General features: G+C 71.9%; 11 protein-coding genes and 1 pseudogene. 8 read left to right on the forward strand and 4 right to left on the reverse strand.

The genetic code is table 11. The features are described from left to right. Nucleotides 1-33: 33 nt before the first annotated feature. Nucleotides 34-2778 carry a SpoIIE family protein phosphatase gene (locus F8R89_RS26080; protein WP_151786215.1) on the reverse strand — a complete coding sequence of 915 codons (2745 nt, stop codon included), beginning with the start codon at nt 2776-2778 and terminating at the stop codon, nt 34-36. Nucleotides 2779-3156: 378 nt separating this feature from the next. On the opposite strand from F8R89_RS26080, the gene F8R89_RS26090 reads away from it, so the two are divergent. From F8R89_RS26090 to F8R89_RS26125, 8 genes are all read left to right on the forward strand, one after another. Beyond that, the gene (locus F8R89_RS26090) at nt 3157-8631 is read left to right on the forward strand and encodes a HAMP domain-containing protein (protein WP_151786217.1); all 5475 of its coding nucleotides are present in this window, start codon (nt 3157-3159) and stop codon (nt 8629-8631) included. A gap of 244 nt (nt 8632-8875) precedes the next feature. Beyond that, nucleotides 8876-9559 (forward strand): two-component system response regulator, encoded by a 684-nt coding sequence (locus F8R89_RS26095; RefSeq protein WP_062673055.1) that lies wholly within the window; start codon nt 8876-8878, stop codon nt 9557-9559. Between the two features lie 147 nt (nt 9560-9706). Further along, nucleotides 9707-12457 carry a DNA translocase FtsK gene (locus tag F8R89_RS26100; RefSeq protein WP_151786218.1) on the forward strand — a complete coding sequence of 917 codons (2751 nt, stop codon included), beginning with the start codon at nt 9707-9709 and terminating at the stop codon, nt 12455-12457. A 276-nt stretch (nt 12458-12733) separates the two neighbouring features. Next, nucleotides 12734-13573 carry a helix-turn-helix domain-containing protein gene (locus tag F8R89_RS26105; RefSeq protein WP_151786219.1) on the forward strand — a complete coding sequence of 280 codons (840 nt, stop codon included), beginning with the start codon at nt 12734-12736 and terminating at the stop codon, nt 13571-13573. A gap of 94 nt (nt 13574-13667) precedes the next feature. Next, nucleotides 13668-15137, forward strand: coding sequence for a 30S ribosomal protein S12 methylthiotransferase RimO (rimO, locus tag F8R89_RS26110; protein ID WP_151786220.1), 1470 nt, complete (start codon nt 13668-13670; stop codon nt 15135-15137). Beyond that, complete coding sequence (gene pgsA / locus F8R89_RS26115; protein ID WP_151786221.1) at nt 15134-15925, forward strand: CDP-diacylglycerol--glycerol-3-phosphate 3-phosphatidyltransferase; 792 nt, start codon at nt 15134-15136, stop codon at nt 15923-15925. Before rimO ends, pgsA begins: the two co-directional genes overlap by 4 nt. Next, nucleotides 15922-16467, forward strand: coding sequence for a CinA family protein (locus F8R89_RS26120; RefSeq protein ID WP_151786222.1), 546 nt, complete (start codon nt 15922-15924; stop codon nt 16465-16467). Before pgsA ends, F8R89_RS26120 begins: the two co-directional genes overlap by 4 nt. Before the next feature lie 109 nt (nt 16468-16576). Next, nucleotides 16577-16957, forward strand: coding sequence for a helix-turn-helix domain-containing protein (locus F8R89_RS26125; protein WP_019756312.1), 381 nt, complete (start codon nt 16577-16579; stop codon nt 16955-16957). A gap of 496 nt (nt 16958-17453) precedes the next feature. Here the strand turns inward: F8R89_RS26125 and F8R89_RS26135 are convergent. The 3 genes and pseudogenes from F8R89_RS26135 to F8R89_RS26145 form a co-directional block, all read right to left on the reverse strand. After that, nucleotides 17454-18251, reverse strand: a pseudogene (locus tag F8R89_RS26135) (SDR family NAD(P)-dependent oxidoreductase). Then, nucleotides 18248-19123, reverse strand: a complete 876-nt coding sequence (locus tag F8R89_RS26140) for a DNA-formamidopyrimidine glycosylase family protein (protein WP_151786224.1) — start codon at nt 19121-19123, stop codon at nt 18248-18250. The pseudogene F8R89_RS26135 and the gene F8R89_RS26140 overlap by 4 nt, the downstream one beginning before the upstream one ends. 101 nt (nt 19124-19224) lie before the next feature. Next, a complete protein-coding gene (locus tag F8R89_RS26145) occupies nt 19225-24105 on the reverse strand; it encodes an ATP-dependent helicase (protein WP_151786225.1) in 4881 nt (1626 codons plus the stop codon). Nucleotides 24106-24124 lie beyond the last annotated feature (19 nt).

Consider the following 24124-nt stretch of genomic DNA (forward strand, 5'->3'; position numbering starts at 1 on the left):
CAAAAGGCCCCGCCCTTTCGGGCGGGGCCTTTTTCATGCCTGGTGGACTTCCGGGACCCGCATGGCCAGGATCGCCATGTCGTCGGAGGGGGCGTCGGAGGCGAAGCGCTCGACCGCGCGCATGATGCGGGCCGCGACCGCGCCGGCCGTGAGACCCGTGCAGGTGGTGAGGACGTCGGCGAGACCGTCGTCGCCCAGCATGCGGGTGCCCTCGCGGCGTTCGGTGACGCCGTCGGTGACGCAGAGCAGGACGTCGCCCGGGTCGAGGGTGACCGTCTGCTCGTAGAGCTCCAGGTCCTCCATGACGCCCAGGAGCGGCTGGGGTTCGGCCGCCGGTTCGACGGTGCCGTCCTGGCGGAGGCGGAGGGGGAGCGGGTGGCCGGCGCAGACCACCTTCAGCTCGGCGCTGCCGTCCTCCTGCGGGCGCATCTCGCCGTAGAGGAGGGTCAGGAAGCGGCTGCGGGCTCCCTCGTCGAGGATGGCGGAGTTCAGGCGCTCCAGGACCGCGGGGCCGCTGAGGCCCTCGCGGGCGAGCAGGCGCAGGGCGTGCCGGGCGAGGCCGGTGACGGCGGCGGCGTTGGGGCCGGTGCCGCAGACGTCGCCGATGGCGAAGCCGTAGGCGCCGTCGCTGATGGGGAAGAGGTCGTAGAAGTCGCCGCCGACCTCGTTGCCCTCGCCGGCCGCGCGGTAGATGACCTCGACCTCGACGCCGTCGATCTCGGGCAGCTCCGGCGGCAGGAGGCTGCGCTGGAGGGACTGGCTGATGGCCGTGCGCTCGGAGTAGAGGCGGGCGTTGTCCAGGGCGAGGGCGGCCCGGCGGCTCAGGTCCTCGGCGAGTTCGAGGATCTCCTGGCGGAAGTGCTCGTCGGTGGGCTTGCCCAGCGTCAGCATGCCGATGACGCGGTTGCGGGCGACCAGGGGCAGGACCACCGTCTCGCCGCCGACCGCGGAGGCCGTGGCGAGCGTGGGGCCGATGCCCGAGCTGACGCGGCGGACCGGTTCGCCGAGGCCGAGGCTGCGCATGGACGTGCGCAGGGCGGCCTGGTGCGCCGACTCGGCGGGGGCCGACCAGACGCGGGCGCCGGGCGTGGGTACCGGGTCCGGCGGGGGGATCTTGGAGAGCAACGACTTGATGCCGTCGATGAGTTCCTCGTCCTCGTGCAGGACGTACGAGAGGTAGGGCTCGGAGGCCTGGTCGGCGATCGTGTAGACCGCGCACCAGGTGGCGAGCGTCGGGACCGTCATCTGGGCCATGAGGGCCAGGGTCTGGTCGCGGTCCAGGGTGCCGGCCAGCAGGTCGGACGCCTCCACGAGGAAGCTGAGCGAGCCCCTGCGCAGCCGTTCGAGTTCGCCGAGGCGGGCGGACTCGACGGCCAGGGCGATGCGGTCGGCGGCGAACTGGAGGCGCAGGGCCTCCTCGTTGGAGTACCGGCCGGGGCCCTCCGCGGCGACGCCGAGGGAGCCCGTGAGGCGGCCCTCGACCTTGAGGGGGACGGTGACGACGGAGCGCATGCCGGTGCCGCGCAGCAGGGGGACGGCGCCGGGCACCATCGTGAGGTCCTCGTGGACCGCGGGCATCCGGGCCGAGCCGTAGCGGCCGGGGCCGGCCTCGACGGGGACGCGGGCGAAGCGCTGGCGGGCGGAGGGCAGGCCGGTGGAGGCGCGGACCTCCAGTTCGGTCTCGTCGTCGGTGGCGAGCAGCAGGAAGGCGGAGTCACCGTCGAGCATGTCGCGTGCGCGTTCCACCGTGCGCTGGAGGAGGCCGTCGAGGTCGTCCGGGGCGGGGGAGCCGATGAACACCTCGAACGGGTCGGTGCTCGACGACTCGGAGGCGGAGTCGCCGGCCGGCATGCGCAGGGGGGTCTGGAGGACGGCCCGCTCGTGGTTGCGGACCAGGAGGCAGACCGTGGAGGGCTCGCCCTCGGTGTCGCGGACGCGCAGGTGGGAGGCGTACACGGGGGTGACGCGGCCGTCGGCGCCCCTTATGCCGTAGCTGCCCTCCCAGCGGGAGAGCTGGAGGGCCTCGGCGATGCCGGTGCTGGTGCCCGGGGTGTGCGGCCAGGCCGCGAAGTCGGTGAGGGGCTTGCCGACGACCTGCTCCGCGGCGTAGCCGAAGAGGTCCTCCGCGTCCTCGTTCCACGAGGAGATGGCGCCGGTCCGGTCGATCTGGACGACGGCGACGCGGACGCGGCCGTCGGCGAGCGGAAGGAGGTCGAGGGGGAGCGACGGCCCGGCGGCGCGGGTGCCGACGGGGCGCTCGGGCAGGTCGAGCTGGAACCAGACCTGCTTGTGGGTGGGGGAGTAGTCGACGCCCCAGCGGCCGGCGAGCGCCGCGCACAGCTGGAGGCCGCGGCCGCCCTCGCGGTCGGGGCTGCCCATGTTGACGGGGGAGCCCTGGAGCGGGATCTCGCGCTCGGGGTAGCGGTCGGCGACCTCGATCCGTACGCCGTCCTCGCTGCGCAGGCACAGGACGTCCGCGGAGGTGCCCGCGTGGACGACGGCGTTCGTCACCAGTTCGCTGGTGAGGACCACGGCGTCGTCGACGATGTCGGCGAAGCCCCATCCCTGAAGGGTGTCGCGGACGAAGGAGCGGGCGCTCGCGACGGACCGCCCCACGGGCTCGAAGCTGGCTGCCGCGCGCGCGGTGATCACTGAACTCCTCGTCCGGTCGTCGACGTGCAGGGCTTCGCGCCCGGCCGGGCCGTGCCGCTGGTGCGGCATCTGTCCGCCCGTCGGCCCGTCCGGGGTCGGTGCCCCCGGAATCAGTCCGGTGGTCATGTCCGGCCGCCCCTCCGTTGCCCGCTCGTGCTCCTCCTGCCACCGCCCAGGCCGGACGGACCGGCGCGGCTGGACAGCCGCATGCAAGGTTACTTACCTTCGCGGTCCCTGCGGATGCCGGTCTGCAGTGTTTCCGTCCGGAGGGTGTGCGGACGATGTGCGAAGCTGCCGAACTGTTATGGCCGGGTTCAGCCGGGGTGAAACACTGGGCAGGCTTCTGGTGAAGGTCCGGGCAGGCCGAGTGTGAGGCGCGTCCGGTGGGCAGCAGCCCGTGGTGCGGCCCGGTTCGTCCGGGCGGGCCACCCGGTGGACAACGGGTACGCGGAAGCAGCAGCACCGAGCACGACAGTGATGGTCGACCCCTGCGGGAGGGACACAGTGGAGTCTGGCGCAGCGACGCGGGGCACTGGGACGCGCGCGAAAGGCGGACAGTCCCTGAGGAGCGAACGCAAGAGTCGCGGCGGCACCACCGCCGTGGACACGGCGGCCCTGAACCGGCTGATGGCGGCCCTGGTGTCGATGCGCGACGGGAACTTCCGCAAGCGGCTCACGGTGTCCGGCGACGGCGTGATGTCGGAGATCGCGGCCGTCTTCAACGAGGTGGCCGACCGCAATCTCCACCTCACGGGTGAGCTGGCGCGGGTGCGCCGGATGGTCGGCCGGGAGGGCAAGCTGACCGAGCGGCTGGAGACCGGGGCCTGTGAGGGCTCCTGGGCGGCCGCGATCGACAACTCGAACGCGCTGGTGGACGACCTGGTCCGGCCGGTGTCCGAGGTCGGGCGGGTGCTGTCGGCGGTGGCCGAGGGTGATCTGTCGCCGCGGATGGAGCTGCGGACGCAGGCCCCGGACGGTACGGGGCATCCGCTGCGGGGCGAGTTCCTGAAGGTCGGCCGTACCGTCAACAACCTGGTCGACCAGCTGTCGACGTTCACCGACGAGGTCACGCGCGTGGCCAGCGAGGTGGGCACGGAGGGCAAGCTCGGCGGGCAGGCCCGGGTGCGGGGCATGTCGGGTTCGTGGAAGGACCTGACGGACTCCGTCAACACGATGGCGTACCGGCTGACCGCTCAGGTGCGGGACATCGCGCTGGTGACGACGGCGGTCGCCAAGGGAGATCTGTCGCGCAAGGTCACCGTGCACGTGGCCGGCGAGATGCTGGAGCTGAAGAACACCGTCAACACGATGGTGGACCAGCTGTCGTCGTTCTCGTCCGAGGTGACGCGCGTCGCGCGTGAGGTGGGCACCGAGGGCGAGCTGGGCGGCCAGGCGCAGGTGCCCGGTGTGGCGGGTGTGTGGAAGGACCTCACCGATTCGGTGAACCTGATGGCCGGCAATCTGACGGCCCAGGTGCGGGGTATCTCACAGGTGACGACGGCGGTCGCCAACGGTGATCTGTCGCAGAAGGTGACGGTGTCGGCGCGGGGCGAGGTCGCCCAGCTCGCGGACACGATCAACCAGATGACCGAGACGCTGCGGATCTTCGCGGACGAGGTCACGCGTGTGGCCAACGAGGTCGGCGCGGAGGGGCAGCTCGGCGGTCAGGCGAATGTGCCGGGCGCGGCCGGCACCTGGAAGGACCTGACGGACTCCGTCAACACGGTGTTCCGGAATCTGACCATTCAGGTGAGGGACATCGCGGCGGTCACGACCGCGGTGGCCAGTGGTGACCTCTCGCAGAAGGTCACGGTCGACGTGGCCGGCGAGATGCTGGAGCTGAAGAACACCGTCAACGGCATGGTCGACCAGCTGTCGTCGTTCGGCAGCGAGGTGACCCGGGTCGCCCGTGAGGTCGGTGTCGAGGGTGAGCTGGGCGGCCAGGCGCAGGTGCCGGGGGCCGCGGGGACGTGGAAGGACCTGACGGACTCCGTCAACACGGCGTTCCGGAACCTCACCGGACAGGTGAGGAACATCGCGCAGGTGACGACGGCGGTCGCCAACGGCGACCTGTCGCAGAAGGTCACCGTGGACGTGTCCGGCGAGATGCTCCAGCTGAAGAACACCGTGAACACGATGGTGGACCAGCTGTCGTCGTTCGCCGACCAGGTGACGCGGATGGCCCGGGACGTGGGCACGGAGGGCCGCCTCGGCGGTCAGGCCGTCGTACCGGGGGTGTCGGGCACCTGGAAGGAGCTCACCGACTCCGTCAACTTCATGGCCGGCAACCTGACGTCCCAGGTGCGGCAGATCGCCCAGGTGACGACGGCGGTGGCGCGCGGTGACCTGTCGCAGAAGATCGACGTGGACGCGCGCGGGGAGATCCTCGAGCTGAAGAACACCATCAACACGATGGTCGACCAGCTGTCCGGCTTCGCCGACCAGGTGACCCGGGTGGCCCGTGAGGTGGGCACCGAGGGACGGCTCGGCGGGCAGGCGCAGGTGCCCGGTGTCGCCGGTGTGTGGCGGGACCTCACGGACTCCGTGAACGGCATGGCCGGCAACCTCACCGCCCAGGTCCGCAACATCGCGCAGGTCGCGACGGCGGTCGCGCGCGGTGACCTCTCGCAGAAGATCACCGTGGACGCGCGCGGGGAGATCCTCGAGCTGAAGAACACGCTGAACACGATGGTGGACCAGCTGTCGTCGTTCGCGGAGGAGGTCACCAGGGTCGCCCGTGAGGTGGGCACCGAGGGGGAGCTGGGCGGTCAGGCCGAGGTGCAGGGGGTCTCCGGCACCTGGAAGGACCTCACCCAGTCCGTGAACTTCATGGCGAACAACCTGACCATCCAGGTGCGCCAGATCGCCGAGGTGACGACGGCGGTCGCCAAGGGCGACCTGTCGAAGAAGATCACCGTCGACGCCAAGGGCGAGATCCTCGAACTGGTGACGACGGTCAACACGATGGTCGACCAGCTGTCGTCGTTCGCCGAGCAGGTGACCCGGGTGGCCCGCGAGGTGGGCACCGAGGGCATCTTGGGCGGGCAGGCGCACGTCCCCGGTGTCACGGGCATCTGGAAGGACCTCAGCGGCAATGTGAACCTGATGGCGAAGAACCTCACCATGCAGGTGCGGAACATCTCGCAGGTCGCCGCCGCCGTCGCCAACGGTGATCTGACGCGGACGGTGACGATCGAGGCGCGCGGCGAGGTCGCGCAGCTCGCGGACACGTTCAACACGATGGTGAAGACGCTGAGTTCGTTCGCCGACCAGGTCACCAAGGTGGCCCGTGAGGTGGGCACGGACGGCATCCTCGGTGGTCAGGCGCATGTGCCGGGTGTGGCCGGCACCTGGAAGGACCTCACGGAGTCCGTGAACCAGATGGCGTCGAACCTGACCGGTCAGGTCCGCAACATCGCCATGGTCACGACGGCCATCGCCAAGGGCGACCTGACGAAGAAGATCGACATCGACGCCCGGGGCGAGATCCTGGAGCTGAAGACCACGATCAACACGATGGTCGACCAGCTGTCGTCGTTCGCCGAGGAGGTCACCCGCGTCGCCCGCGAGGTGGGCACGGAGGGGCAGCTCGGCGGCCAGGCACGCGTGCGTGACGTGGACGGCACCTGGCGCGACCTGACCGAGTCCGTGAACGAGATGGCCGGGAACCTGACCCGGCAGGTGCGTGCCATCGCGCGCGTGGCGACCGCGGTGACCCGCGGCGACCTGAACCTGAAGATCGACGTCGACGCGTCCGGCGAGATCCAGGAGCTGCAGGACTACATCAACAAGATGATCGCCAACCTGCGCGACACCACGATCGCCAACAAGGAGCAGGACTGGCTCAAGGGCAACCTGGCCCGGATCTCGGCGCTGATGCAGGGCCGCCGGGACCTGGAGGACGTGGCCTCGCTGATCATGAGTGAGCTGACGCCGGTGGTCTCCGCGCAGCACGGCGCGTTCTTCCTGGCGATGCCCCTGGTGGACGGCAAGGACATCAGCGCCGAGGGCGAGGACCAGTACGAGCTGCGGATGCTGGGGTCGTACGCCTACTCGATGGGGTCGATGCCGACCTCGTTCCGGCCGGGCGAGGGGCTGATCGGGACGGCCGCCCTGGAGAAGCGCGCGATCCTGGTGGAGAACGCGCCCAGCGGCTATCTGAAGATCTCCTCCGGGCTCGGTGAGGCGCCGCCCGCGCAGGTGATCGTGCTGCCGGTGCTGTTCGAGGGCAAGGTGCTCGGTGTGATCGAGCTGGCCTCGTTCACGCCGTTCACGCAGATCCAGAAGGACTTCCTCAACCAGATCGCCGAGATGATCGCGACCAGCGTCAACACCATCTCGGTGAACACCAAGACCGAGGTGCTGCTGCGCCAGTCGCAGGAGCTGACCGAGCAACTGCGGGAGCGCTCGGCCGAGTTGGAGAACCGGCAGAAGGCCCTCCAGGCGTCCAACGCCGAACTGGAGGAGAAGGCCGAGCTGCTGGCCCAGCAGAACCGCGACATCGAGGTGAAGAACACCGAGATCGAGGAGGCGCGGCAGGTGCTGGAGGAGCGCGCCGAGCAGCTCGCGGTGTCGATGCGCTACAAGAGCGAGTTCCTCGCCAACATGTCGCACGAGCTGCGCACGCCGCTCAACTCGCTGCTGATCCTGGCGAAGCTGCTCGCCGACAACGCGGAGGGGAACCTCTCCCCGAAGCAGGTCGAGTTCGCCGAGACGATCCACGGGGCCGGTTCCGACCTGCTCCAGCTGATCAACGACATCCTGGACCTGTCGAAGGTCGAGGCGGGCAAGATGGACGTCTCGCCGACGCGGATCGCGCTGGTGCAGCTGGTGGACTACGTGGAGGCCACGTTCCGGCCGCTGACCGCGGAGAAGGGCCTGGACCTGTCGGTGCGGGTCTCGCCCGAGCTGCCGGCGACGCTGCACACCGACGAGCAGCGGCTGCTGCAGGTGCTGCGGAACCTGCTGTCCAACGCGGTGAAGTTCACCGACTCCGGGTCGGTGGAGCTGGTCATCCGGCCCGCGGGCTCGGACGTGCCGCAGTCGATCCGGGAGCAGCTGCTGGAGGCCGGGTCGCTGAGCGAGGCCGGCGCCCCGCTGATCGCGTTCTCGGTGACGGACACCGGCATCGGGATCGCCGCGAGCAAGATGCGGGTGATCTTCGAGGCGTTCAAGCAGGCCGACGGCACCACGAGCCGCAAGTACGGCGGTACGGGTCTGGGGCTGTCGATCTCGCGGGAGATCGCCCAGCTGCTCGGCGGGGAGATCCACGCGCAGAGCGAGCCGGGGCGTGGATCGACGTTCACGCTGTATTTGCCCCTGCACCCCAGCGAACTGCCCCCGCAGGGGTATCAGCAGCAGCTGCCGCCCCTGGACCCGGGTGACCTGGTGGCGTCGGCGGCCGATCTGTCGGAGCTGTCCGACGCCGAGATCGAGACGCCGGCCGAGGTGCGGTCGTACCGGGAGACGCAGAACGGGGCCGCCGCGCTCTTCCGGCGCCGGCGCCGGGCCGCGGAGCTGGAGCAGCGTCCCGCGCAGCCGGAGCCGCGGGCGGCGATCACCGACGCCGGCGCGACGGGCCGGACGCAGCGGGGCATCCGCTTCGGCGGGGAGAAGGTGCTGATCGTCGACGACGACATCCGTAACGTCTTCGCGCTGACCAGCGTGCTGGAGCAGCACGGGCTGTCCGTGCTGTACGCGGAGAACGGCCGGGAGGGCATCGAGGTCCTGGAGCAGCACGACGACGTGGCGGTCGTGCTGATGGACATCATGATGCCCGAGATGGACGGGTACGCGACGACCACGGCGATCCGGCGGATGCCACAGTTCGCCGGGCTGCCGATCGTCGCGCTCACCGCGAAGGCGATGAAGGGCGACCGGGAGAAGGCCATCGAGTCGGGCGCGTCCGACTACGTGACCAAGCCGGTGGACCCCGATCACCTGCTCACGGTGATGAACCAGTGGATGAGGGAGCAGTGACAGGAACGGACCGGGGTGCCGTGGTTTTGTTGACTCAGGGTGCTCGAAGCTGTGTAGAAGTGCGGGATTCGGGGAACCTTCTGGTCTCCCGCTACGTTTCTGCTACGTGCACAGTGACATCGCGGTGACAGGGTGTGGCGACAGGCGGGGTGCGGCTACCATGACCGGCACGAGGGCGGACGGCGTAAGGGAGCTGTCCCCTGGGGCGGAGCCCGGTGCACTGCCGGGGCGAGGAGGGCGGGCCATGGTGCAGAAGGCCAAGATCCTCCTGGTCGATGACCGGCCGGAGAATCTGCTGGCGCTGGAGGCGATCCTCTCTGCGCTCGATCAGACCCTGGTGCGGGCATCGTCCGGGGAGGAAGCGCTCAAAGCACTGCTGACGGACGACTTCGCGGTCATTCTGCTGGACGTCCAGATGCCGGGAATGGACGGTTTCGAAACCGCGGCGCACATCAAGCGACGGGAACGGACCCGGGACATCCCGATCATCTTCCTCACCGCGATCAACCACGGTCCGCACCACACCTTCCGCGGATACGCGGCGGGCGCGGTGGACTACATCTCGAAGCCGTTCGACCCCTGGGTGCTGCGGGCGAAGGTCTCGGTGTTCGTCGAGCTGTACATGAAGAACTGCCAGCTGCGCGAGCAGGCGGCACTGCTCCGGCTCCAGTTGGAGGGCAACGGCGGGAAAGCGGCCGGCGCCGAGTCCAAGGAGCCCGCCGGGCTGCTCGCCGAGCTGTCGGCGCGCCTCGCGGCCGTCGAGGAGCAGGCCGAGGCGCTCTCGAAGCAGCTCGACGACGACTCGGCCGACGCGGCCGCGGTGGCCACGGCGGCCCATCTCGAACGCAAACTCACGGGTCTGCGGCGGGCGCTGGACGCGCTGGAGCCGGGCGCCGGCAACGCGTCGTCGGTGTCGTCGCAGAACTGACCGTGGGGCGGCCCTGGTTGATGACGGGCGGCGCTATGTCCCGATGTGTGAATAGGCGTCAGTTCGCCGCCTCCGCACGGGCGACACGAACGGGTGAAGCAGTGGGCACACGTGTCCACTGTCTCCTCCACCGGTAACCTCACCTCCATGGCCTCACGTTCCTCCGCAGCCAAGAAGCCGCCCGCGAAGAAGGCGGCCGCTTCGGCGAAGGCTCCGGCGAAGAAGGCCGCCGCCAGGAAAGCCCCCGCGAAGAAGGCGCCGGCGAAGAAGGTAGCGGCCCGCAAAGCCGCGCCCCCGCCCAAGCCGGCGCCCAGCCCCACCGGGGGCGTGTACCGGTTCGTGCGCGCGATCTGGCTCGGGCTCGCCCACGCCGTCGGCGCCGTGTTCCGCGGGATAGGGCAGGGCGCGAAGAACCTCGACCCCGCCCACCGCAAGGACGGCGTCGCCCTCCTGCTGCTCGGCCTGTCCCTGATCGTCGCCGCCGGGACCTGGTCCAATCTGCGGGGCCCCGTCGGGGACCTCGTCGAGATCATCGTGACCGGCGCCTTCGGCCGGCTCGACCTGCTGGTGCCGATCCTGCTCGCGGTCGTCGCCGTGCGGTTCATCCGGCACCCCGAGAAGCCCGAGGCCAACGGCCGTATCGTCATCGGCCTGTCCGCGCTCGTCATCGGCGTGCTCGGCCAGGTCCACATCGCGGTCGGCTCGCCCGCCCGCAGCGCCGGCATGCAGGCCATAAGGGACGCCGGCGGGCTCATCGGCTGGGGTGCGGCGACCCCGCTGACGTACGCCATGGGCGAGGTCCTGGCCGTACCGCTGCTCGTGCTGCTGACGGTGTTCGGTCTGCTGGTCGTCACGGCCACCCCGGTCAACGCGATCCCGCAGCGGCTGCGGCTGCTCGGTGTGAAGCTGGGCCTGCTGCCCGACCCCGAGGACGACGAGGACTACACCGAGGACGACGAGCGCTACGACGAGCAGTGGCGCGAGGCGCTGCCCGCCGCGCGCGGGCGCAGGAGGGGCCGCGCCCCTGAGGCGTACGACCCCGAGGGCGCCGAGCAGGAGGCCCTCTCGCGGCGTCGCGGGCGTCCCAGGCGCTCCGCGGTGCCCCAGCCCGAGATGGACCGTCCCATGGACGCCGTGGACGTCGCCGCCGCCGCGGCGGCCGCGCTCGACGGCGCCGTGATGCACGGCATGCCGCCCTCGCCGATCGTCGCCGACCTCACCCAGGGCGTCAGCGCGGGCGACCGCGAGGAGACCACGCCCGTGCCGACGCCGGTCCCGGCGGCCCGGCCCGAGCAGGACCGGCTGCCCAGGACGAAGCCCGCCGCCGACGTCACCAGGACCGAGGTCCCCGACCTCACCAAGGCCGCGCCCGTACCCGACGAGATCCGCGATCTGCCCCCGCGCGCGGAGCAGCTGCAGCTGTCCGGGGACATCACCTACGCGCTGCCGTCCCTCGACCTGCTCGAGCGCGGCGGTCCGGGGAAGTCGCGCAGCGCCGCCAATGACGCCGTCGTCGCGTCGCTCACGACCGTCTTCACCGAGTTCAAGGTCGACGCCCGCGTCACCGGCTTCACGCGCGGGCCGACGGTCACGCGCTACGAGGTCGAGCTGGGGCCGGCCGTCAAGGTCGAGCGCATCACCGCGCTCACCAAGAACATCGCGTACGCCGTCGCCAGCCCCGACGTGCGGATCATCAGCCCGATCCCCGGGAAGTCCGCCGTCGGCATCGAGATCCCCAACACCGACCGCGAGATGGTCAACCTCGGTGACGTGCTGCGGCTCGCCGCGGCCGCCGAGGACGACCACCCGATGCTGGTCGCGCTCGGCAAGGACGTCGAGGGCGGCTACGTCATGGCGAACATCGCCAAGATGCCGCATGTCCTGGTCGCCGGTGCGACCGGTTCCGGAAAGTCGTCCTGCATCAACTGCCTGATCACCTCGGTCATGATGCGGGCGACCCCGGAGGACGTCCGCATGGTCCTGGTCGACCCCAAGCGCGTCGAGCTGACCGCCTACGAGGGCATCCCGCACCTGATCACGCCGATCATCACCAATCCGAAGCGGGCCGCCGAGGCCCTGCAGTGGGTCGTCCGCGAGATGGACCTGCGGTACGACGACCTGGCGGCCTACGGCTACCGGCACATCGACGACTTCAACCAGGCCGTCCGCAGCGGCAAGGTGAAGGCCCCGGAGGGCAGCGAGCGCGAGCTCCAGCCCTACCCGTACCTGCTGGTCATCGTGGACGAGCTCGCCGACCTGATGATGGTCGCGCCGCGGGACGTGGAGGACGCCATCGTGCGCATCACGCAGCTCGCGCGCGCGGCCGGCATCCACCTGGTGCTCGCCACCCAGCGGCCCTCGGTCGACGTCGTCACCGGACTGATCAAGGCGAACGTGCCCTCGCGGCTCGCGTTCGCCACCTCCTCGCTCGCCGACTCCCGGGTCATCCTCGACCAGCCGGGCGCCGAGAAGCTGATCGGCAAGGGCGACGGCCTGTTCCTGCCCATGGGCGCGAACAAGCCGACCCGTATGCAGGGCGCGTTCGTGACCGAGGAGGAGGTCGCGGCCGTCGTCCAGCACTGCAAGGACCAGATGGCGCCCGTCTTCCGGGACGACGTGGTCGTCGGGACCAAGCAGAAGAAGGAGATCGACGAGGAGATCGGCGACGACCTCGACCTGCTCTGTCAGGCCGCCGAGCTGGTCGTGTCCACGCAGTTCGGCTCGACGTCCATGCTCCAGCGCAAGCTGCGGGTCGGGTTCGCCAAGGCGGGGCGCCTGATGGACCTCATGGAGTCGCGCGGCATCGTGGGGCCGAGCGAGGGGTCGAAGGCACGGGACGTCCTCGTGAAGGCCGACGAGCTGGACGGCGTGCTCGCGGTGATCCGCGGGGAGGCTTGAATGTGTCCCCCGGGGAAAAGCGGACCCTTGGTGGCGAGCGGGCCGGGTAGGCGATGAGTCGATGCCTGATCGTGACTCACCCGTAGGGGATCATTGAGCAACCGTTTCCCTTCGACGTACGTCAAGTTGAGCGAAACGACAAACTCTTGGCCGCCATCGGCGTGTCCGGCCCTTCCGATGGCGTACAAAGTCCCACCGCCCGCTTGCCCCACCCTTTTGTCGCCCCCCTAGACTGAACCTCCAGCACAGGTGGCTCAACGCTCGAAAGGCGCCCCCGTGTCCATCGGCAACTCCCCTGAAGACGAGCGTCCGTTCGACGACGAGTCCGACGACTCCCGGCCCTCGATCGGGCATGCCCTGCGGCAGGCCCGTCTCGACGCCGGGCTGACCGTCGACGACGTCAGCACCGCCACCCGGGTCCGCATCGCCATCGTGCAGGCCATCGAGGCGGACAACTTCGCCCCCTGTGGTGGCGACGTGTACGCCCGTGGCCACATCCGGACCCTGGCCAAGGCCGTCCACCTCGATCCGGCCCCGCTGCTCGCGCAGTACGACGCCTCCCACGGCGGACGGCCGGCGCCCACCCCGGCGGCCCCCCTGTTCGAGGCGGAGCGCATCCGTCCCGAGCGGCGCGGGCCGAACTGGACCGCGGCCATGGTCGCCGCGATCGTCGCCGTCGTCGGGTTCGTCGGCTTCACCGCCTTCAAGGGCGGCGAGGACGAGGGCGGGAAGTCCGCCGTCGCCGAGGGCGGCTCGACGCCGTCGGCCGACAAGAGCACGCCGACCCCGAAGGCCGACAAGCCGAAGGACCCCAAGCCCGAGCCCTCCGACAGCGCCATCGCCGCCGTCCCGCAGGACAAGGTGACCGTGCAGGTCAGCGCCGCCGACGGACGCAGCTGGGTGGCCGCCAAGGACCACAACGGGCGGCTGCTCTTCGACGGCCTCCTCAAGCGGGGCGACAGCAAGACCTTCCAGGACAGCGAGAAGATCAACCTGGTCCTCGGTGACGCCGGCGCGATCGACCTGTACGTCAACGGCAAGAAGATCGAGGACGACTGGCAGCCGGGCGCCGTGGAGCGCCTGACCTACACCAAGGGCGACCCGCAGGCCGGATAGATACGGACGACAGGGTGAGCCGTGGACGGGGTTGGCCGGGATCGGCCAACCCCGTCGACGTGGGCCGTCAGTGGGACGAAGTAGTCTTGAGCCCATGCCTGAACGCCGTACCGTCGCACTCGTCACTCTTGGCTGCGCCCGCAACGAGGTGGACTCGGAGGAGCTCGCAGGCCGTTTGGAGGCGGACGGCTGGGACCTCGTGGAGGACGCCGCCGACGCGGACGTCGCCGTCGTCAACACCTGCGGCTTCGTCGACGCCGCCAAGAAGGACTCCGTCGACGCCCTCCTGGAGGCCAACGATCTCAAGGGCCACGGGAGAACCCAGGCCGTCGTGGCGGTGGGCTGCATGGCCGAGCGCTACGGGAAGGACCTCGCCGAGGCCCTTCCCGAGGCCGACGGCGTGCTCGGCTTCGACGACTACGCCGACATCTCCGACCGCCTCCAGACCATCCTGTCCGGCGGCATCCACGCCGCGCACACCCCGCGCGACCGGCGCAAGCTGCTGCCCATCAGCCCCGCCGAGCGGCAGGAGTCCGCGGCCGGCGTCGCGCTGCCCGGACACGCGCCCGCCGACCTTCCGGACGGGCTCGCCCCGGCCTCCGGTCCGCGCGCGCCCCTGCGCCGCCGCCTCGACGGTGCCCCCGTCGCCTCCGTGAAGCTCGCCTCCGGCTGCGACCGGCGCTGCTCCTTCTGCGCCATCCCGTCCTTCCGCGGCTCCTTCATCTCGCGCCGCCCGAGCGACGTGCTGAACGAGACGCGGTGGCTCGCCGAGCAGGGCGTCAAGGAGATCATGCTGGTCTCCGAGAACAACACCTCGTACGGCAAGGACCTGGGGGACATCCGGCTGCTGGAGTCCCTGCTGCCCGAGCTCGCCGAGGTCGACGGCCTCGAGCGGGTCCGCGTCAGCTACCTCCAGCCGGCCGAGATGCGGCCCGGTCTGATCGACGTCCTGACGTCGACGCCGAAGGTCGCCCCCTACTTCGACCTGTCCTTCCAGCACTCCGCGCCCGACGTGCTGCGCGCGATGCGCCGCTTCGGCGACACCGACCGCTTCCTGGAACTGCTCGACACCATCCGCGGCAAGGCGCCCCAGGCCGGAGTGCGCTCCAACTTCATCGTGGGCTTCCCCGGCGAGACCGAGGCCGACCTCGCCGAGCTGGAGCGCTTCCTGACCGGGGCCCGCCTCGACGCGATCGGCGTCTTCGGCTACTCCGACGAGGAGGGCACCGAGGCCGCCACCTACGACGGCAAGCTGCCCGAGGACGTCGTCGCCGAGCGGCTGGCCCGGGTGTCCCGGCTGGCCGAGGAACTGGTGTCGCAGCGCGCCGAGGAGCGCCTCGGCGAGACCGTGCAGGTGCTCGTCGAGTCCATCGACGAGGACGGCGTGCACGGGCGCGGTGCGCACCAGGCGCCGGAGACGGACGGCCAGGTGCTGCTCACGAGCGGCGCGGGTCTGAGCATCGGTCGTATGGTCGAGGCGAAGGTGGTCGGCACCGAAGGTGTCGATCTGGTGGCCGAACCGCTCCCGGGCACGCTCGCGTGTAGTGAGGAGTCGGGCAGATGACCGGAGTACCGGCGTCCGCCGCGGGCGGCCCCTCCCCGGCGGGTGCGACGGGCAAGGTGAGCGCGGTGGGTACGACGGGGAAGGCGAACCCGACGGGTGCGTCCCAGGCCGGTGCGCCCCGGCCCGCGGGCGCCGACCAGGGTGCCGAGGGCGACGGCAGGACCCCGCGGGGCGCCAAGATCGCGGCCGCGGCCGTCAACCAGGCGAGCATCTGGAACATCGCCAATCTGCTGACCATGCTCCGGCTGGTCCTCGTGCCGGCGTTCGTCGCGCTGATGCTGGCCGACGGCGGCTACGACCCCGCCTGGCGCTCGTTCGCCTGGGCCGCCTTCGCCATCGCCATGATCACCGACCTGTTCGACGGGCATCTGGCCCGGGCGTACGACCTGGTCACGGACTTCGGCAAGATCGCCGACCCCATCGCGGACAAGGCGATCATGGGGGCCGCCCTCATCTGCCTGTCCGGCCTCGGCGATCTGCCGTGGTGGGTCACCGGCGTCATCCTCGGCCGGGAACTCGGGATCACCCTGCTGCGTTTCATCGTCATCCGGTACGGCGTCATCCCGGCGAGCCGCGGTGGCAAGCTGAAGACGCTCACCCAGGGCGTGGCCGTCGGCATGTACATCCTGGCGCTGACGGGGTGGCTGGCGACGCTGCGCTGGTGGGTGATGGCCGCCGCCGTCGTGCTGACGGTGGTGACCGGACTCGACTATGTGAGACAGGCCATTGTGCTGAGGCGGCAGGGAATCGCTGAGCGCAGGGCGGCGTTGGAGGAGACCGAAGCGTGAACTCTCGCGCCGCGGACGTCGTGCGACTACTCACGGTGAAGGGCGAGACCCTTGCCGTCGCCGAGTCGCTGACCGGCGGCCTGGTCGCGGCGGACATCACCGGCGTTCCGGGAGCGTCCAAGGTCTTCCGCGGCTCGGTGACCGCCTACGCCACCGAGCTCAAGCACCGGCTGCTCGGCGTGGACGCCGGCCTGCTGGAGCGGCGCGGAGCGGTGGACGCGCAGGTCGCGGCGGAGATGGCGGCCGGCGTGCGCGAGGCGCTGGGAGCCGACTGGGGCATCGCCACGACGGGTGTGGCCGGGCCCGATCCGCAGGACGGACAGCCCGTGGGCACCGTCTTCGTGGCCGTGGACGGCCCCGTCCGTCCGGGTTCCGGTTCCGCCGGTGGCGGAAAAGTGGAGGCCCTGCGGTTGAACGGCGGCCGGGCGGAAATTCGTATGGAGAGTGTACGGAGCGTGCTCGCACTGCTTCTGAGGGAGCTGGCGGGCGAACACAGTGGGAATGAGCGGACACAGGATACGGAACGGAACGGGGGGTTTTGATGTTTGCAGCCCTGAGTGAACACGACATCGCTCCCCGCACGGCCGCGGCGCGAGGCGGTACGGTGGGGCGTGAAGGATGCGGCTACGCGGTCCGAGGAGGGAGCCACCGATGATTCTGCTCCGTCGCCTGCTGGGTGACGTGCTGCGTCGGCAGCGCCAGCGCCAGGGCCGTACTCTGCGCGAAGTCTCCTCGTCCGCCCGAGTCTCGCTCGGCTATCTCTCCGAGGTGGAGCGGGGGCAGAAGGAGGCTTCCTCCGAGCTGCTCGCCGCGATCTGCGACGCGCTGGACGTACGGATGTCCGAGCTCATGCGGGAAGTGAGCGACGAGCTCGCCCTCGCCGAGCTGGCCCAGTCTGCTGCGGCCACCCCCAGCGAACCTGTTCCCACGTCGGTCCGTCCGATGCTGGGTTCCGTATCGGTGACCGGTGTGCCACCGGAACGGGTGACCATCAAGGCGCCGTCCGAAGCGGTGGACGTGGTCGCCGCGTGACGGTGCCACTCGTGCGTGTGAACTGACCATGCGCTGAGGTGTGGTGTGAGGCCCCGGCCAGGGCTCCTCCAGTCGGATCTGGAGAGTGCGGGTCGGGGTTTCGTGCTGTCCGGGCTCCCGTGCGCCGCCGGGGCGCGCTTGCCGAGGTGCCGTGCGCCGGTCAGGGTGGACGTGTGACGGCGCATCGACGCGCGGTGACGAGGTCGCCCGCGCCGTGTACGCCCCCTGGTGGCGCGAGGCGCGGTCCGGCGCCGGGCTGGAGGTGAGCGGATGGCACGGCCCATAGCGCGCTGGGGGGTGGCTCTGGGGGGCTCGGCGCTGTGGTGGTGGGCCGTGGTGCGGCTCGTGTGCGTACCGGGCGCGGGAGCGCTGGAGGCGGCCGTCGCCGCCGGTGGCTGGGGTCTGAGCGTGCTGCCGGTGCACTGCGAGCCGAAGGACCAGGCGGACGGCGCCGTCGACGCCAAGCGGTGGGTGCGGGCCTGGCGGGTGGGCCGCGCTACCACGGCATCGCCACACCACCGTTCGGGCGCAGGATCTGCCCCGTCGTGAACGACGAGGCGTCGGACGCCAGATGAAGCACCGTGTGCGCGACGACCTCCGGTTGCCCGACGCGGCCCAGCGGGGACAGCCACGCCATGGACGACTCCGTCCGCGCCTGGACGGCGTCGTCGTGCCGGTCGGTCATGGGGGTGCGGATCCAGCCCGGGGCGAGCGCGTTCACACGGATGCCGTGCGGGCCCGGCTCCGCCGCGAGGGTCTTCGTCAGCTGGACCACGGCCGCCTTGGCCGCGCCGTACGCGAGCGGGCCGGGCGCCCCGGTGTCCACGGCGCCCGAGGCCATCGTGACGAGCTGCCGCCGGCGCCCCGATCGGGCATGGCGAGGGAGGCCTCCTGGCAGGCGTACAGCACGCCCATGGAATCGACGTCCAGCACCCGGTCCAGGTCCTCGTCACGGGTGTCCAGGATGGGGCTGCTGCATGATCCCGGCGAATGCCGCCGGCACGTCCAGCCGTTCGCAGGAGGCGACGGCATCGTGGAGCCGCGCGCGGTCGGTGACGTCCAAGGGGTGGATGCGGGCGCTGCCGCCGGCCGCCTCGATCAGGTCCGCCGTCTCGCGCAGGCCGCGGGCATCGCGGTCGGCGCGGTGCACGGTGGCACCGGCCCGGGAGAGCAGGACGGCCGAGGCGCGGCCGATGCCCCCGGCGGCACCGGTGACGAACGCGGTGCGGCCGGTGAGGTCGTACGCCGTGACGGACAAGAGGGGACCGATGAGACGTATCTGACGGGTCGTCAACTACGCGTGCGGTCGCGGTCTCCGGGGCGCCGGGGTGTGCCGGCCGGGGCCGGGCCCGCCTGGCAGTGAGGGCACCAGTAGGTGGGGCGGTCACGGGAGCCGTCGCCCTGCTGCGCCACCCGGATCCGGGTGCCGCAGCGCACACAGGGACGCCGCGCGCGGCCGTACACGAAGAGGTCCTGGCCGCGCAGGCCCGTGGTCTTGCGGACCGGGCGGTCGCGGTTTGCCTCCAGCAGTTTCTTGGTGAGCAGAGGCAGTTGGGCGGTGTGCTCGGCGGGGAGCGCGCCGACCGGCAGCCAGGGGGTGACCCGCAGCAGGAAGCAGATCTCGCTCTTGTAGACATTGCCGACCCCGGCGAGATTGCGCTGGTCCAGCAGGGCCTCGCCGAGCGCTCGGTCCGGGTCGGCGAGCAGGTTGGCCAGGGCGCGGTCCGGGTCCCAGTCCGGGCCCAGCAGGTCCGGGCCGAGGTGCCCGACCACCGTGTCCTCCTCGGCGGTGCGCAGCACCTCCAGGACGGGCAGGCGGTAGCCGACGGCCGTACGGGCCGGGCGTGCCTCGGCGGTGGCCGCGTCCGGGGCGGGAGCGGTGGTCAGGACCGCCCGGATCTGGTGCACGGGACCGCCCGTCCAGCGCTCCCCGTCGGCGAAGATCCGCCAGGACCCCTCCATGCCGAGGTGCGAGTGGATCGTCACGCCCCCCTCGACCCGGGTGAGGAGGTGCTTGCCCCGCGCGGTGACGTCCAGGACGGTACGGCCCGACAGGTCGACCAGGGCGAACTTCGGCACCCGGAAGTCGCTGAGGGCCAGCACACGGCCCGCGAGGGCGGCGTGGAGCCGCTTCGCCGCCTGCCAGACCGTGTCACCCTCGGGCATGACTCAAGGGTGACACGAGGGGGCGGGGAGCATGCCGGGGAGCCGGTCCCGCGGTGCCTGTGGTCGTTGCGGTGCCGGCGGTGCCTGGGGTGGCCGGGTGGTCAGGCACGGAGGCGGAGCCCTCGCGGGGTCGCGATGAAGCCCGCCGCCTCCAGGAGCGTGCCCACGGGGGACGTCAGGGCCTGGGCGCCGTTCACCCGCTCCACCGTGACCGTGCCGAGGGAACCCGCCGAGGCGGCGGCCGCCAGGGCTTCGGCGGCGGCCCGCAGCCGGGGGTCGTCGGAAGGCTCGGTCTCCGGGGCCGACGGCCAGGCGAGCAGGGTCTTCCCGCCGCGCTCCATGTAGAGCGTGAGCTCCCCGTCGACCAGGACCACGAGCGAGCCCGCCTTGCGGCCCGGCTTGTGCCCGGCGCCGGTGGGCGGCTCGGGCCAGGGGAGGGCCGCACCGTACGCGTTCGCCGGGTCGGCCGCCGCGAGGACGACGGCCCGGGTGTCCGGGGCGGGGCGGTTGCGGCGGGCGCCGTTCCGCCACGGGGCGTTCGGTCCCCGGCGGTCGCCGGCGGCGCGGTCCAGGGGCGAGACGTACTCGTCCGGCTTGAGCCGGTCCAGGTGCGCGTCGAGGAAGTCGTGGTCGAGGTCGGGGATGTCGTAGGACGGGTCGCCGTCCGGGGCGTCCGGGCCGGCCGGGGGGCCGCCGAAGCCGTCGGTGCCCGGCGCGGGCGGGCCGGGCAGGCCCTCCCCGCGGTCGCGGGCGTTGGACACCGCGCGCAGCCGGTCCACCGCGCCGTCCATCGCGAACTGGGCGGCGCCCAGCCCCTCCACCACATAACCGCGCCGGGCCTGGCCGCTCTCCTCGAAGGCGGCCAGGATGCGGTACACCGCCGAGAAGCCGCCCTCGACCCCCTCGGCGGCGACCGCGCCGCGCGTCACCACGCCGTGCCGGTCCAGCAGGGTGCGGGCCAGGGCGTGGGCCCGGACGGTCGGGTCCGGTTCGAGCGGGGGCAGCAGGGACCAGCGGCCGGCGACGGTCGGCGGGCCGGTACGGGAGGCCGTGCGGGCAGCGGCGGTCAGTGAGCCGTACCGCCCGCGCGGGACCGTGCGCTTGGCGCGGTGGGCCGTGGAGCCCGCGGTGCGGCCCGAGCCCAGCAGTGAACGCATCGGCGCGAGCGTGTCGTTGGTCAGCCGGCCCGACCAGGCCAGCTCCCAGAGGGCGTCCGCGAGCTGCGGGTCGGTCGCTTCCGGGTGGGTGGTGGCGCGGACCTGGTCGGCGATCTGACGGAAGAACAGGCCGTAGCCGCCGGACAGGGTGTCCAGGACCGACTGGTGGAGCGGCGTCAGCTCCAGGGGGTGGGGCTGCGGCAGCAGCAGGGGCGCCGTGTCCGCCATGTAGAGGGAGACCCAGCCGTCCTTGCCCGGCAGCGAGCCCGCGCCCGCCCAGACGACCTCACCGGCGGCCGTCAGCTCGTCGAGCATGGCCGGCTGGTACCCGGCGACCCGCGACGGCAGGACCAGCTTCTCCAGCGCGGACGCGGGCACGGAGGCGCCCTGCAACTGCTCGATGGCACGGACCAGTCCGTCGATCCCGCGCAGGCCGTGGCCCTTGCCGATGTGCTGCCACTGCGGCAGGAACTGGGCGAGCGCGCCCGGCGGCACCGGCTCCAGCTCGTGCCGCAGCGCGGCGAGGGAGCGGCGGCGCAGGCGTCGCAGAACCGTGGCGTCGCACCATTCCTGACCGATGCCGGCCGGATGGAACTCGCCCTGCACCACGCGCCCGCTCGCCGCCAGCCGCTGCAGCGCGCCCTCGGTGACCGCCACGCCCAGCCCGAAGCGGGCCGCGGCCGTCGCCGACGTGAACGGGCCGTGGGTGCGGGCGTACCGCGCGAGGAGGTCGCCGAGGGGGTCCTTGACCGGCTCGGTGAAGGCCTCCGGGACACCGACGGGCAGCGCCGTGCCCAGCGCGTCGCGCAGGCGGCCCGCGTCCTCGATGGCCGCCCAGTGGTCGGCGCCGCCGATGCGCACCTTGATCGCGCGGCGGGCACCGGCCAGCTCCCGCGCCCACGCCGGGTCCGCGCCGCGCTCGGCCAGCTCGGCGTCCGTGAGCGGGCCGAGGAGGCGCAGAAGGTCCGCGACGCCCTCGACGTCCTTGATCCGGCGGTCTTCGGTGAGCCACTGCAGCTCGCGCTCCAGCTCGGTCAGCACCTCGGCGTCCAGCAGCTCCCGCAGCTCCGCCTGCCCGAGCAGCTCGGCCAGCAGCCGTGAGTCGAGCGACAGGGCGGCGGCGCGGCGCTCGGCGAGCGGCGAGTCCCCCTCGTACAGGAACTGGGCGACGTACCCGAAGAGGAGGGAACGCGCGAAGGGGGACGGCTCGGGCGTGGTGACCTCGACGAGCCGCACCTTGCGGGACTCCAGGTCGCCCATCAGCTCCACGAGCCCGGGGACGTCGAAGACGTCCTGCAGGCACTCGCGGACCGCCTCCAGGACGATCGGGAACGAACCGAACTCGCTGGCCACCTCCAGCAGTTGCGCGGCACGCTGACGCTGCTGCCACAACGGGGTGCGCTTGCCGGGGTTGCGGCGCGGCAGCAGCAGGGCCCGCGCGGCGCACTCGCGGAAGCGGGACGCGAACAGCGCCGAGCCGCCGACCTGGTCGGTGACGACCTGGTCGACGTCACCCTTGTCGAAGACGACGTCCGCCGCGCCGACGGGCGCCTGGTCGCCGTCGTACTCCGTGCCGGCCTTGCGGGGCTCCTGGTCCAGCAGGTCGAGGCCCATGAGGTCGGCGTCCGGCAGGCGCAGCACGATGCCGTCGTCGGCATGCATGACCTGCGCGTCCATGCCGTAGCGCTCGGACAGCTTCGCGCCCAGGGCGAGCGCCCAGGGAGCGTGCACCTGGGCGCCGAAGGGGGAGTGCACGACCACCCGCCAGTCGCCCAGCTCGTCCCGGAAGCGCTCGACGACGATCGTGCGGTCGTCCGGGATGTGACCGCACGCCTCGCGCTGCTCGTCCAGGTACGACAGCACGTTGTCCGCGGCCCAGGCGTCCAGGCCCGCGGTGACCAGGCGGAGCCGGGCGTCCTCCTTCGACAGCGACCCGACCTCGCGCAGGAACGCGCCCACCGCGCGGCCCAGCTCCAGCGGACGGCCCAGCTGGTCGCCCTTCCAGAAGGGCAGGCGGCCCGGCACACCCGGAGCGGGGGAGACCAGCACCCGGTCACGCGTGATGTCCTCGATGCGCCACGAGCTGGTACCCAGCGTGAAGACGTCGCCGACACGGGACTCGTAGACCATCTCCTCGTCCAGCTCGCCGACCCGGCCGCCGCCCTTCTTCGGGTCGGAACCGGCGAGGAACACCCCGAACAGGCCCCGGTCGGGGATCGTGCCGCCCGAGGTGACCGCGAGGCGCTGGGCGCCCGGCCGGCCGGTGACGGTCCCGGCGACCCGGTCCCACACCACGCGCGGGCGCAGCTCCGCGAAGGCGTCCGACGGATAGCGGCCCGCGAGCATGTCGAGGACCGCCGTGAACGCCGACTCCGGCAGCGACGCGAAGGGGGCGGCCCGGCGGGCCAGCGCGAGGAGGTCGTCGAACTGCCAGGTGTCCATCGCCGTCATGGCGACCAGCTGCTGCGCCAGGACGTCCAGCGGGTTCGCCGGGACGCGCAGCGACTCGATGGCGCCCGTGCGCATGCGCTCGGTGACCACGGCGGCCTGCACGAGGTCGCCCCGGTACTTCGGGAAGACCACGCCCGTGGAGACGGCCCCGACCTGGTGTCCCGCGCGGCCCACGCGCTGCAGGCCCGACGCCACGGACGGCGGCGACTCGACCTGGACGACGAGGTCCACCGCGCCCATGTCGATGCCCAGCTCGAGGCTGGAGGTGGCGACGACCGCGGGGAGCCGGCCCGCCTTGAGGTCCTCCTCCACCAGGGCGCGCTGCTCCTTGGAGACCGAGCCGTGATGGGCGCGGGCGATGACCGCGGGCGCGCCCTGGGCGGCGCCGGAACCGCCCATCAGCTCCGCCGGGGAGTGGTGCTCGTCCAGGGGCTCGCCGGTGGCCCGCTCGTAGGCGATCTCGTTCAGGCGGTTGCACAGCCGCTCCGCGAGCCTGCGGGAGTTGGCGAAGACGATCGTGGAGCGGTGCGACTGGACGAGGTCGGTGATCCGCTCCTCGACATGCGGCCAGATCGAGGGGCGCTCCTTGCCTTCGGAGCCGTCGGCCACCGGGGAGCCGCCCAGCTCGCCCAGGTCCTCCACCGGGACGACGACGGACAGGTCGAACTCCTTGCCCGACGCCGGCTGGACGATCTCCACCTTCCGGCGCGGCGAGAGATAGCGGGCGATCTCGTCGACCGGGCGGACGGTCGCGGACAGGCCGATCCGCCGCGCCGGCTTCGGCAGGAGCTCGTCCAGGCGCTCCAGGCTCAGCGCGAGATGGGCGCCGCGCTTGGTGCCCGCCACCGCGTGCACCTCGTCCAGGATCACCGTGTCGATGCCGGTCAGCGCGTCGCGGGTCGACGACGTCAGCATGAGGAACAGGGACTCGGGCGTGGTGATCAGGATGTCCGGGGGCCGCGTCGACAGCGCCCGCCGCTCCGCCGCCGGGGTGTCACCGGAACGGATGCCGACCTTGATCTCCGGCTCGGGCAGGCCCAGCCGGACGGACTCCTGGCGGATGCCGGTCAGCGGGCTGCGCAGATTGCGCTCCACGTCCACGGCGAGGGCCTTCAGCGGGGAGACGTACAGGACCCGGCAGCGCTTCTTCGGGTCGGCCGGCGGGGGCGTCGAGGCCAGCTGGTCCAGGGCGGCGAGGAACGCGGCCAGCGTCTTGCCGGAACCGGTGGGGGCCACGACCAGCACGTCCGAGCCCTCGTGGATGGCCTGCCACGCGCCCGCCTGCGCCGCGGTGGGCGCGGAGAAGGCACCCGTGAACCAGCCACGGGTCGCGGGGGAGAAGCCGTCCAGGGCTCGCTGCGGATCGCTGACCATGCATCCATCCTGCACCCGG

Source organism: Streptomyces sp. SS1-1 (genome assembly GCF_008973465.1).
GTDB lineage: Bacteria > Actinomycetota > Actinomycetes > Streptomycetales > Streptomycetaceae > Streptomyces.